Source organism: Bacillus sp. FSL H8-0492, from assembly GCF_038006145.1.
GTDB lineage: Bacteria > Bacillota > Bacilli > Bacillales > Bacillaceae_G > Bacillus_A > Bacillus_A mycoides.
Map to the genome: position 1 here is coordinate 1,430,636 of NZ_JBBOUP010000001.1, position 12,010 is coordinate 1,442,645.

10 protein-coding genes and 1 pseudogene are annotated in these 12,010 nt (G+C 35.8%); 6 read left to right on the forward strand and 5 right to left on the reverse strand.

Annotated elements, in window-relative coordinates; translation table 11 throughout:
- Positions 1-42: 42 nt before the first annotated feature.
- Both MHH66_RS07415 and MHH66_RS07420 read right to left on the reverse strand, forming a co-directional pair.
- On the reverse strand, positions 43-297 hold the full coding sequence (locus MHH66_RS07415; RefSeq protein WP_078184351.1) for a YbeF family protein: 255 nt from the start codon (positions 295-297) through the stop codon (positions 43-45).
- A 166-nt stretch (positions 298-463) separates the two neighbouring features.
- Positions 464-1,849, reverse strand: coding sequence for a hypothetical protein (locus MHH66_RS07420; protein WP_063219163.1), 1,386 nt, complete (start codon positions 1,847-1,849; stop codon positions 464-466).
- Positions 1,850-2,016: 167 nt separating this feature from the next.
- Here MHH66_RS07420 and MHH66_RS07425 point away from each other — a divergent pair, with 167 nt between their 5' ends.
- Both MHH66_RS07425 and MHH66_RS07430 read left to right on the forward strand, forming a co-directional pair.
- Positions 2,017-2,382, forward strand: a complete 366-nt coding sequence (locus MHH66_RS07425; RefSeq protein WP_063219164.1) for a YoqO family protein — start codon at positions 2,017-2,019, stop codon at positions 2,380-2,382.
- Positions 2,383-2,398: 16 nt separating this feature from the next.
- Positions 2,399-2,765: pseudogene (locus MHH66_RS07430) on the forward strand (YoqO family protein).
- Between the two features lie 32 nt (positions 2,766-2,797).
- On the opposite strand, the gene MHH66_RS07435 reads toward MHH66_RS07430, so the two are convergent.
- Complete coding sequence (locus MHH66_RS07435) at positions 2,798-3,322, reverse strand: DinB family protein (RefSeq protein ID WP_002199527.1); 525 nt, start codon at positions 3,320-3,322, stop codon at positions 2,798-2,800.
- A gap of 83 nt (positions 3,323-3,405) precedes the next feature.
- Positions 3,406-4,476 carry a M24 family metallopeptidase gene (locus tag MHH66_RS07440; RefSeq protein ID WP_078184350.1) on the reverse strand — a complete coding sequence of 357 codons (1,071 nt, stop codon included), beginning with the start codon at positions 4,474-4,476 and terminating at the stop codon, positions 3,406-3,408.
- A 459-nt stretch (positions 4,477-4,935) separates the two neighbouring features.
- On the opposite strand from MHH66_RS07440, the gene MHH66_RS07445 reads away from it, so the two are divergent.
- A complete protein-coding gene (locus tag MHH66_RS07445) occupies positions 4,936-6,117 on the forward strand; it encodes a lysozyme inhibitor LprI family protein (protein WP_078184349.1) in 1,182 nt (393 codons plus the stop codon).
- Positions 6,118-6,157: 40 nt separating this feature from the next.
- Here MHH66_RS07445 and MHH66_RS07450 read toward each other — a convergent pair whose 3' ends face one another.
- Positions 6,158-7,867 (reverse strand): Rqc2 family fibronectin-binding protein, encoded by a 1,710-nt coding sequence (locus MHH66_RS07450; protein ID WP_078184348.1) that lies wholly within the window; start codon positions 7,865-7,867, stop codon positions 6,158-6,160.
- Between the two features lie 105 nt (positions 7,868-7,972).
- Between MHH66_RS07450 and MHH66_RS07455 the strand changes: the two genes are divergently transcribed.
- The 3 genes from MHH66_RS07455 (at position 7,973) to remA (ending at position 12,002) form a co-directional block, all read left to right on the forward strand.
- Entirely contained in the window at positions 7,973-10,696 is a 2,724-nt protein-coding gene (locus MHH66_RS07455) for a calcium-translocating P-type ATPase, SERCA-type (RefSeq protein WP_078184347.1), read from the forward strand.
- 99 nt (positions 10,697-10,795) lie between these two features.
- Positions 10,796-11,671: a YicC/YloC family endoribonuclease gene (locus tag MHH66_RS07460; protein ID WP_078184346.1), complete on the forward strand. Its 876-nt coding sequence runs from the start codon at positions 10,796-10,798 to the stop codon at positions 11,669-11,671.
- A gap of 67 nt (positions 11,672-11,738) precedes the next feature.
- Entirely contained in the window at positions 11,739-12,002 is a 264-nt protein-coding gene (gene remA, locus MHH66_RS07465; RefSeq protein WP_001251456.1) for an extracellular matrix/biofilm regulator RemA, read from the forward strand.
- The last annotated feature ends 8 nt before the right edge of the window (positions 12,003-12,010 follow it).

Genomic DNA, 12,010 nt, shown 5'->3' on the forward strand with positions numbered 1-12,010 from the left:
TCGATATCAAAGAAAATCATATTACAATCTCCTCACTAATAACTACTTATTGTTTTCTGCAACTTCATATCCTCTCACAAACAATAGAGTCATATAAGAAATAATAAATGAGAAGATACTATACATACCGACCCAAAAGAAAAACTTTGGAGGGAAGGCGATAGCACCTGCTATTAAAAAACTAGCAAACGTTACAATTGGCATTACATAGTACGTTCTCGTTCTACGTGTTCCAATAACAGAAACGATAAAGATAAGTAATGGACAAATTAATAAGACAAAAATCAATTCATTCATAGTTATGTCCCCTTTTCTAATTGAAGTAATCTGTTTCTCGTAAACGTTTTGAAATAAATACTCTCCTAATATAACTTCGCTAACATATACATAATCCCTTTTGAAAGTCAGTAATAAATGATTGATTTCACAATAAAAAACGTAAGCAAGAGAATACTCGCTTACGCTATAGAATAAACATCGCAACGATCGTGGTGACGATTAAGCCAATCACAACTGGTAAAAAGTTTCGGCGCGCAAGTTCAAACGGATCTACTTTGCATATGGCAGCGGCAGGAATAAGCGCCCAAGGAATTAAAGTGCCACCGCCGGTCCAGATTGCTGCAATTTGCCCAAGTGCTGTTAATGTAGCGGTTCCATGCCCAAGTGCTGTTCCGAAAAGGTTTGCAATCGAACCAGCAAGTGATATACCGGAAAAACCAGATCCATCTAAGCCTGTTATGACACCAACAATAGTTAATGTTCCTGCCGATACATATTGATTTAAAGGTACAGTTTGGGATAAGGCGATTCCTAAGTCGTTAATGATTCCATGTGAACCTTTCGGTAAATAGTCTCCGATAATTTTTATAAAGCCGCTATCTCCTAAATAAAAGAGTGCAGCAATTGGGATAACTGGACCAAAGATTTTAAATCCAAATTGGAGCCCTTCTATAAAATAATCGGTCGTTTTATTCAGTCCATTACCTTTGTAGGCGATGAGAGAAATGATGATAATCATAATAACAGTCGTCCCGCCGATAAGTGCAGTTGCATTGCTTCCTTGTAGTTTAAATTGAATCATGCAAAGAATATCTATGGCATATACGATCGGAATACAAATAGCGAGCCATTTTTTTGTCTGAGGAGATAATGAAGTGAGCGTTTTAGAAGACTCAGTTGATGGAATAGATTCTTGTATAGATAAGCCTGTATGAAATTCTTTTCGTAAGAAGAAAAATGCGACGGAAGTTGTCACAATACCCATAACGATAACGAGGGGAACACTGGCTGAAACAACGCTGGAAACAGGAAGACCAGCAGCATCTGCAGTTAATTTCGGTGCACCTTGAATAACGAAGTCACCAGATAAGGCGATGCCGTGTCCGAATAAGTTCATAGCGATTGCGACTCCAATTGGCGGAAGGCCGACGCGTACAGCGACTGGTAATAAAATGGCCCCCATTAAGGCGACAGCTGGAGAAGGCCAAAAGAAAAAGGAAATTGTCATCATTAAAAGACCGATAATCCAGTAGGCATGTGCAGGTGTCCGAATCATCTTTGTAAATGGTGAAATCATCGTATCATTTATGCCGGTATGAACGAGTAGGTTGCTCATTGATACGATAATGGAGATGATTAATATAGTTGGTAATAGTTCGGTAATGGCGTAAATGAAACTTTGAAAGATACCACTAATGGCAAGAGGGATAGAACTTGTAGCGGTTAATGCTAATAAAAAGATAAAAACGATACAAATGATCGTCGTATCTTTTCTAAAAATAAAAAAGGTAATAATAGTGAGTAAACAAAGAACATAGAGAGCATGTAAAAGCGTTAATTCAACTCCCATAACATTCACATCCTTTAGGCATTCGTGTAGTTCATTGTATGGAAGCAGTGAAAGTATGTGAGTATAGGAAAAAGAAAAAAAGTGAAATTTCATGTACTGTAATGGTAAGAACAATAAATGGATGTTACAATGCAATTAATCCTAAAAATGGAATTAAATGAGGACTTATGCGCAAAGAAATTGGTTTTTGGGGATTTATCATATCTTGTAGTCTATTAATCATTTTAAATCTGCTTACAAACAATGAATGGATAAGTATCATACCTGTTTTTGGGTTTGTTTTTATACTGTTATATCGTTGGGATGACATGAAACAACATGGTAAGAAAAGTATTGGAATTATGATAGGTATCATTGTTGTTTGTTCATTTGTCGTAGGGGTTATTTTAATAGAGGGCGAAAAGAAAATGGAGAAAATGTCTATGTTTCAAGATTGGATGTCTTCTGCAAAAGGTCTTTATCTTGTAATTATAGTCGTTATGTTTCTAAGAGTCATGATAAGAATAGGGAGTTACATATTAAAGAGAGGGTAGAATGGAGGTAGTACGAATGAGAGAGAAAATAGGGTATTACGGTGTGCTCGCTTGTTTACTATTATCAGTTATTTCAGGGCAATTTCTTAAAAGTGAATGGGTACCAGTTATATTATGTATAGGAGTATTGATTTTTGCACCTATGTATCGCTGGAATGAATGGAAAGCATATAGTCGAAAAAAAAATTATTTTTAGTATTGAGTTTGTCATTATAATTAGTACGATCCCGTTTTTGCTAATAAAAGGTTATGAACAAATAAATGAAATAGCGATTTTTCAAGGGTGGTTACTTTTGACAAAATGGTTATATTTAATATTCATTTTAATAGCGGTAACAGTGGTCGCTAAAAAAGTAAACGGAAAAATATTTGCGAATGAGTAGAAGAAAGTGCCACCGGATAAGGTGGCACTTTCTTATTTCACTGCATGAGCTTTTTGCATCTTCTTAATCAAACGAATTTGTCCGCGGTGATTGATCTCATCTTCAAATACGTGAAACCATTTGAAATAATTGTTAGCTGGTTTGTCATACCAAAAATCTGTCGTTTTAAATAACCATTCATCGGGTAACGATTGAAAAGTTTCAATTGTTTTAGAGCGTACTTCTTGTAATGTATTGATGTAAAATTCTATAGAGTTTCCTTTTATTTTCTCACGTCCAAGATTCCCTAGTTCAACAGCAGGTAACCACCGCTCTAATTCAGCATCTGTCGGTTCACGATCTTCAAAGGTATGAATTTGGTAGTAAAATTCAATAGCAGCCATGTGATATAATAGCATGCCAATTGAATTTGCTTCATCATCATATAAATAATCAAGTTCTTCAATTGTTAAACCTTCCACCGCTTGCATCGTTGTGTAACGAGCGTAATTCATCATGGAAACAAGTTTTGAAAATTCAACTTGTAAACCATCTATTTTATCAATTACAAAATTCAATTAAAATTCCCCCTCTTTAAACGAATACTCCAGAGAAAGAATTCTATGTGCAGGGAAAAAATCCTGTTAAAAATTTTATAATATTAACAAGGAATAACAATTAGCTCTCTATTTGATTTTGTAATAACTTCATATCCTTCTTTTGTAATTACAATAGCGTCTTCAATTCTACAACCGCCCCAGTTTGGTATGTAAATACCTGGTTCAACTGTAACAACCATACCTTCTTCTAAAGTAGCTTTACTTTCTTGGGATAGGCGAAGAGGTTCATGTATTTCTAAGCCAAGACCGTGCCCTGTAGAGTGACCAAAATATTGACCATATCCATGTTCTGTAATGCAATTTCTCGTTACATCATCGATACTTTTCGCAGTTTCTCCAGGTTTAATCGCTTCAGTTCCACGCTTTAATGCTTCTAAGACAACATTATATATTTTTTTAAATTCTTCTGATGGCTCGCCGATTGCTACAGTACGTGTAATATCGGAACAATATCCATTATAAAGGGCACCGAAATCTAATGTAACGATATCGCCGCGTTCGATTATTTTATTCGATGCGACTCCATGAGGAAGGGAAGAACGAACACCAGAAGCTACAATGATTTGAAACGACGAAGATGCAGCTCCTTTTTTTCGCATGAAAAATTCTAATTCGTCTCGGACAGCAGTCTCACTTATTCCTGGTTTTAGAAACTGAAGGATGTGGTGAAATGCTTCGTCAGCGATATTAGCTGCAATTTTCATTGTTTCTATTTCAGGTGTGTCTTTAATAAGGCGAATATTTTCAATGATTTCGCAAACTGGAACCATTTCCGTATGTATATATTTTTGTAGTTTCTTAAATTGTTGCAGAGTTATATTGTTTTCTTCAATTCCAAGTTTTTGGATATTTAATTTTGATACTTGATTGGCAACTTCCTTTTCTAAATTCCCATTATGCATAATGATTTCAGCTTTTTTTATTTGTGATTTTGCTTGATCTACATAGCGGAAATCGGTTATAAAAACAGCTGTATCCGCAGAGATTAAGACGACGCCAGCACTACCTGTAAATCCTGTTGCATATTGGCGATTTTCTTTTTTTGTAATGAGTAACCCGTCAATCCCATAGTTTTGTAGTTGTTTTTGGATTTTATTAATTTGTAAAGTCATGTTAATTCCTCCCCCTATTCACAGTATTGAATAAAGCAAATAGCATGCCAAAAAATATCTTTAGAGAAAAGATAGTGGGAATTACATATGTTTTAGAGAAAATAAGAAATTTAGCCCATTATTTGTGGGCGGTGGGCTGTTCGTGAAATACAGATTCCTTCAATTAGCAGTGGGAGAATGAAAAAAACATCAACTCAAGACTCAATTTCTTTACACACTGTAAAAAAAATTATACAAATACGAAATAGAACTGTCAAATTTTTTGATAATATTGAAGTTAGGAAAGGAAAATATAAGCGACTTTTAGATTAAATATTTGAAAAGTATATTATTTGTTTTATTTGAATATAAAATTAATTGTATAAGGAAATGATGATTATTGATACAATAGGTAATTGTTGGGTTTCTCTCGAAGATAGGGATACGTAACGAATAAATAGGATTAAGGAATGTGAGTATATGAAAAAATTAAGTAAAGTAATGTCATTTTGCTTGGTAGTTAGTATGTCTGTTCTAGCAGGTTGTGAAAAAAGTGAAAACAAAGTTCAAGTAAATGAAAAGATTGAACAGCTTGATGAAGCACCAGAAGTGACAGGAAAAGAAGCGAAAAAGATTGTACGAAAGAGCGTAGATAGGATAGCAAACGCTTTTAGTGAGATGGAAAAAGAAAATGGATGGAGCCGAAATAATCCTGAAGATATGGAGACAGCGAAAAAAGGAGTTAAGGGATTAGTTACAGATAAGTTTGTAGAAAATCAGCTTCCTAAGTCGCTTGACACATTTAATAGGTCTAGAGAGACGGATATGTTGCCATTACCAATTCATATTGAGCCAGACGTGAGAATAACTTGTTCACAGAAAAATGATGTTTTAAAGATTGAGACGCTTATCCTTGCAAATGATATGGGGAATGAAGCGGAGACGTGGGAATTTGTTTTAGTTTATACCGATGGAAAATGGTTAATGGATAAATGGTCATCAAATACGCCAGTAGATTTAAAGTTAACTAAAGAAGAAGCTAACGAAATTCTTAGAGTTCAAGGTTTCAAGAATGTCTCTTTCGTTAGAGAAGAGAATAGTGGAAATAAGAAATATATTTTTAAAGAAAGTAACGGAGTAGTTGCTGTGGATGCCCAAACATCTGTTATTACTCACAATGTAGATGATGAAGAGCAAGAGAAGGTAACGAAACAGGATTTTATTCAAGAGCAAGAAACAGCTAAGGGAAATGATTCCAGTACGTATACTAGTTCAAAAGAAGAGAAGCAGCCAAAAAAAGAATCTTCTTCAGTATTAGGTAAAACTAAGGCTCTAAATGAGTTAGTTGCTCTAGAAAACGAAGAAAAACATACAAATGTTATGTCAACAAATGACATAGTAAATGAAATAGAAGGAAATTATCAACTATGGGATAATAAACTAAATGAAATTTACAGTACATTAAAAAATACGATGTCAGCTGATGCATTTCAGTCATTAAAAACAAAACAGATTGCATGGGTTAAAGAAAAAGAAAGTAAAGTTATAGCGATTGGTACAGATCCAAATAATGGAACGATGAGACGTATAGAGGCTTCGGAAGAGAAATATAAGATGACAAAAGAAAGATGTTACGAATTAGTTAATGGATATATGAACTAAATTAAAGAATGCGTTGCTAGCAAGCAACGCATTTTTTAATTTACGCTTTTAATTTCATTACTGTATCAGCATCTGGTGTTACATATAATGTTTGTTGATTGTCATATGTAACAAATCCAAGTTTTGCACCGCTCGGTTTTTTGACATGGCGTACCTTTGTGAAATCTACAGGAACAGAACTAGAATCTTTTGCTTTACTGTAATAAGCAGCGATTTTAGCGGCCTCTTGTAAAGTCTCTTCCGTAGGTTCAAGAGAACGAATGACAACGTGGGACCCAGGTATGTCTTTCGTATGTAACCAAATTTCATCACGACGGGAGAATTTCGTTGTTAAATAATCATTTTGCTTATTGTTTTTACCGACGAAAATTTCTGTGCCATCACTAGCTAAATATTTGTCCAATACTGGTTTTGTCGGTTTTTTCTTTGAGTTTTTCTTCTTACGATTACGTACATAACCTTCTTCGGTCAGTTCTTCACGAATCTCTTCAATATCTTTTGAAGAAGCAACCTCCATTTGTTGAAGTAAGCTATCGAAATAAAGAATTTCTTCATTTGTTTTTACGATTTGTTCTTCTACAATAGCAACTGAATTTTTCGCTTTTTGGTACTTTTGGAAATAGCGTTGTGCATTTTCAGATGGTGTTTTTAAAGGATTTAATGTGATTTTTACAGTCCCACCATTTTCGTCGTAATAGTTAACGACTTCTATCTCTTTATCACCTTTTTTCAAAGCGTACATATTGGCTGTAAGTAGCTCTCCAAATAGTTGATATTTATCTGCTTTTCCGGCATCTTGTAATGTTTTTTCTAGTTTAATTAGCTTCTTTTCGTTTTTTGTTTTTTCATTTTGCATAAAGCGTTCTAAATCGTGAGCTTGTTGTTTTACACGATCGCGCTCTGCTTTACCAAAGAAGAAACGATCTAATAATTCACTAACAGATGAAAATGTTTTTTCGTTTCCTTGTAAGTGAGAAAGAGGGAATAGGTAAAAGAACTCTTTTCCATTTGCTGTTATCATTGCTGGCACGTACTGATGTGTTAGCAAAGGTTTTTGCAAGCTGAAGAAAGCTTCAGATAATGCTTTTTCATTTGCCATACCTGCTTTTTTTACAACTTCTTTTGCAAATAATGGGGAAATTCCCATGAATGCTCCGACAAGTTGTTTGTCCATGTTGCCAGATAAAAAGTCTAGCGGTTTAATAAAATCATCTTCTGTTTCGATAAGAAGCGGATTAACTTTATGTTGTGCCGGTGGGGCAACATATTCAGCTCCAGCATATACAGTACGATGTCGGTTTACCGCTAAAGAAACGTGTTTTAAGCTATCTAAAATAACATTTGTTTTCGTATCTACTAAGATAATATTACTGTGTCGTCCCATTATTTCGATTACTAATGTTTTTACTGATTCGTCACCGATTTCATTGCGACTGCGGACTGTAATTTGAATAATACGTTCTAAGTCAATTTGTTCAATTTTTTCAATAAATCCACCTTCTAAATGTTTGCGAAGAAGCATACAAAACATCGGCGGTAGCGCTGGTGAATTGTAGTTTTGATTTGTTAAGTGCATACGCGCATATGTAGGATGAGATGAAAGAATTAGTTGTTGGTTTTTTCCGTTTGCTCGAATATGTAATAAAACTTCATATTTTGAGGGTTGATATATTTTTGAAATTCTTCCTGTTTGAAGAGAATTTGCAATTTCATGTGTAATTGCTCTTGTAAATAATCCATCGAATGCCATGAATGAACACTCCTTTCTAACTAAAAGTTAATTATAGCATTTTTTTGGACGAGGCTGAATAAGCTTTCATTAGAGTATGTCTGGAATCAGGAGGTCGATGGCAGGATGAACTGGTATGAAATGCGAGCACATGAAGTGGAGGAAAGAACGAATACGAATGTGGAGGTAGGTCTTACAGAGCAAGAAGCAGAGGGCCGATTAAAGAAATTTGGCACAAATGAATTGCAAGAAGCAAAGCGGCCTTCTGCGCTTATGGTGTTTTTAGCGCAATTTAAAGATTTTATGGTACTTGTTTTATTTGGTGCTACAATTATTTCAGCTTTTTTAGGAGAGTATATTGATTCGATTGCAATTGTTGCAATTGTTATTATTAATGGTGTCCTCGGTTTCTTCCAAGAGAGGAAAGCTGAAAAATCGTTGGAAGCTTTAAAAGAATTGGCAGCTCCTCAAGTTACTGTACTAAGAAATGGGAAGTGGATAAAAGTGCCGTCAAAAGCGCTTGTACTGGGTGATATTATTAAATTTTCTAGTGGTGACCGTATTGGCGCGGATGTTCGCCTTGTGGAATCTTCAAGTTTATATATTGAAGAATCGGCTCTTACAGGAGAGTCATTGCCTGTACAAAAGAAGGTAGATGCGTTACAAGGTCAAGATGTTTCAATTGGTGATCAAAAAAACATGGCATTTATGGGGACGATGATAACGAGAGGTGCTGGAACAGGGGTAGTCGTAGCAACTGGAATGAATACAGCTATGGGGCAAATTGCAAATATGTTGCAAAATGCTGAACAAATGGAAACGCCATTACAAAGAAGATTAGAACAGCTTGGAAAAATTTTAATTATTGTTGCTCTTATTTTGACGGCTCTTGTTGTACTAGCTGGTGTATATCAAGGGAATGAAGTGTATCACATGTTTTTGGCTGGGGTTTCGCTTGCTGTTGCAGCTATTCCAGAAGGATTGCCAGCTATCGTTACGGTTGCGCTATCACTTGGTGTACAGCGTATGATTAAAAAGAGGGCAATTGTGCGAAAGTTGCCAGCTGTAGAAACGTTAGGCTGTGCTTCTGTTATTTGCTCAGATAAAACAGGAACAATGACACAAAATAAAATGATGGTAACACATATGTGGTCAGGCGGAGAATTGTGGAAAGTAACAGGTCAAGGCTATGAGCCAACAGGTTCGTTTATGAAAGGTGAAGAAGTAATTGACCCTACTAAGACGAAATCACTGTATCAACTACTTACATTTGGCTGTTTATGTAATAATGCGAATGTTATTCAAAAGAAAAAGACGTATGTGTTAGATGGAGATCCAACAGAGGGAGCTCTCGTTGCTGCTGCAATGAAGGCGGGAATATCACGTGAAGCTCTTAAAGGAAAGTTTGAAGTCATTCGTGAATTTCCTTTTGATTCAACTAGAAAAATGATGAGCGTTATCGTTCGTGATCGTGAAGGTAAAAAATTTGTTATTACAAAAGGAGCACCAGATGTTCTTTTGCAGATGAGTCAAACAATTTTGTGGGGAAATAAGCAGCAGCCTTTAAGTGAAATGTATCGAAAAGAAGTGCAGGCAGCGATTCATAGTTTAGGAAGTCAAGCTTTACGAACGATTGCAGTGGCATTTAAACCGTTAAAAGCTACAGATTCAATTGAACATGAAAGAGAAGTCGAGCAGGATTTTATGCTTGTTGGAATACAAGGAATGATAGATCCGCCAAGACTAGAAGTGGCGCAAGCGGTGAAAGAGTGTAAGGAAGCTGGTATTAGAACGGTAATGATTACGGGAGATCATAAAGTGACGGCAATGGCAATTGCGGAACAGCTAGGGGTTTTACCGGCGGGTGGACGCGTTGTTGAAGGTGTAGAACTTGCGAATATGGATGTAGAGGCATTAGAAGATATTGTAGAAGATACGTATGTATTCGCTCGTGTGTCTCCTGAGCATAAATTGAAAATCGTTAAGGCACTGCAAAATAAGGGACATATAGTAGCTATGACAGGTGATGGAGTGAACGATGCTCCAGCTATTAAAACAGCTGATATAGGGATTGCGATGGGAATTACAGGGACAGATGTTGCAAAAGAAGCTTCTTCACTTGTGTTGTTAGATGATAACTTTGCTACGATTAAATCGGCGATTAAAGAAGGTAGAAACATATATGAAAATATTCGGAAGTTTATTCGGTATTTGTTAGCATCTAACGTTGGTGAAATTTTAGTTATGCTATTTGCGATGTTACTTGCACTGCCATTGCCGATGGTTCCAATTCAAATTTTATGGGTGAACTTAGTTACTGACGGTTTACCAGCGATGGCATTAGGTTTGGATAAGGCTGAAGGAGATGTGATGAAGAGAACACCACGCCATCCGAAAGAAGGGGTGTTCGCTAGAGGGCTTGCGTGGAAAATTATAAGTCGTGGTTTTTTAATCGGAGCAGTGACATTAGTAGCGTTTATTATTGCATTTAACCAGCATCCGAATGAATTGAAGTATGCACAAACGGTAGCCTTCGCAACATTAGTACTGGCTCAGCTTATTCATGTATTTGATTGTCGTAGTGAACATTCTATATTTCACCGCAACCCGTTTGGAAATATATATTTAGTAGGGGCGGTTATTATTTCTTTACTGTTAATGCTTGTAGTTATATATTATCCACCATTACAGCCGATTTTTAGCACAATGCCGATACAAGCACGAGATTGGTTGTTAATTGGAGGATTATCATCTATTCCGACCTTCTTATTAGTAGGATCCTTATTAACAAGAAAAAAGGGGAAAAAGAAAAAGCCGCTGTTATATAAGAAGGGATTAAACTTGAAATAGTCAATGATATGAAAATATGATATAATTTACAGAAGGTAGTAGAGCCTTGTCTCTATTGCCTTTTTCATTGAGTTATTTCATGGCTTGGATGTGATAAAGATGATTTGTAGTATGACAGGATTTGGAAGATCGAAGGTAGAAAACGATACTTTTCAAATAACAGTAGAAATGAAGTCGGTGAACCATCGTTTTTTAGAAATGAGTATTCGGCTTCCGAAGCAAATGATGGCGTTTGAAGACAAGATTCGTAAAATAATTGCAAAGCAAGTTCGCCGTGGACGTATTGAAGTGTCTATTAGTATAACAGGCGAAGGGCTTGTTGAAAGAAAATTAACTGTGAATTGGGAACTTCTCAAGCAGTACCAATCCATTATGGAAGATATAAAAGGGAAATTTCAATTACAAGATTCTATTACACTCGGGCAACTAATGGGAATGCCAGAAGTAACGGCAGTTGAAGAAATAGAAAATGTAAATGAACAATTTGAAATCGGTTTATATGAAGCTGTTCGCCAAGCTGCTCATATGTTGAAAACGATGAGAGATGGCGAAGGAGAACGATTACATAAAGATATAGCATATCGTTTGCAAGAGATTCATAATTGTGTAAATGCAATTATTCCACATGCACCAATTGTTACACAAAAATATCGTGAACGATTAGAAAATCGCTTAAAAGAATTACATAACCAAGATTTAGATGAACAACGATTGTTGACAGAAGTAGCAATATTTGCAGAGCGTTCAGATATTCACGAAGAATTAGTTCGATTACAAAGTCATTTAGATCAATTTCGTGAAGCACTGCAAATTACAGAGCCTGTTGGAAGGAAAATGGACTTCATCGTGCAAGAGATGCATAGGGAAGTTAATACGATAGGTTCTAAGGCAAATGACTTAACAATTTCAAAATATGTCGTAGAAATGAAAAATAACCTTGAAAAAATTCGTGAACAAGTACAAAATATTGAGTAGCTTTCAAAAAATATATAAAGTTATACGTGGTGGAGAAATCGGATAGACTTACTAGGAGGCGCAAACTATGGCCATGCGGTTTTTAAATATTGGATACGGAAATATTGTATCTGCTCATCGAATTATTGCTATTGTAAGTCCGGAGTCAGCTCCTATTAAACGGACAGTACAGGAAGCACGTGAACATAATGCTTTGCTTGACGCTACGTATGGGAGAAAAACAAGGGCGGTTATTGTTATGGATGATGGGCATGTAGTATTAAGTCCAATTCAGCCAGAGACGATTGCACATCGTTTGAATAATAAAGAAGATTTAAGTGAGGAAGGGTAGGTTTTACA

What these genes read in the sequence shown, in the direction of transcription:
- MHH66_RS07415 (WP_078184351.1), bottom strand. Translation starts at nt 297, where the DNA reads ATGAATGAATTGATTTTTGTCTTATTAATTTGTCCATTACTTATCTTT.
- MHH66_RS07420 (WP_063219163.1), bottom strand. Translation starts at nt 1,849, where the DNA reads ATGGGAGTTGAATTAACGCTTTTACATGCTCTCTATGTTCTTTGTTTA.
- MHH66_RS07425 (WP_063219164.1), top strand. Translation starts at nt 2,017, where the DNA reads ATGCGCAAAGAAATTGGTTTTTGGGGATTTATCATATCTTGTAGTCTA.
- MHH66_RS07440 (WP_078184350.1), bottom strand. Translation starts at nt 4,476, where the DNA reads ATGACTTTACAAATTAATAAAATCCAAAAACAACTACAAAACTATGGG.
- MHH66_RS07445 (WP_078184349.1), top strand. Translation starts at nt 4,936, where the DNA reads ATGAAAAAATTAAGTAAAGTAATGTCATTTTGCTTGGTAGTTAGTATG.
- MHH66_RS07450 (WP_078184348.1), bottom strand. Translation starts at nt 7,867, where the DNA reads ATGGCATTCGATGGATTATTTACAAGAGCAATTACACATGAAATTGCA.
- MHH66_RS07455 (WP_078184347.1), top strand. Translation starts at nt 7,973, where the DNA reads ATGAACTGGTATGAAATGCGAGCACATGAAGTGGAGGAAAGAACGAAT.
- MHH66_RS07460 (WP_078184346.1), top strand. Translation starts at nt 10,796, where the DNA reads ATGATTTGTAGTATGACAGGATTTGGAAGATCGAAGGTAGAAAACGAT.
- remA (WP_001251456.1), top strand. Translation starts at nt 11,739, where the DNA reads ATGGCCATGCGGTTTTTAAATATTGGATACGGAAATATTGTATCTGCT.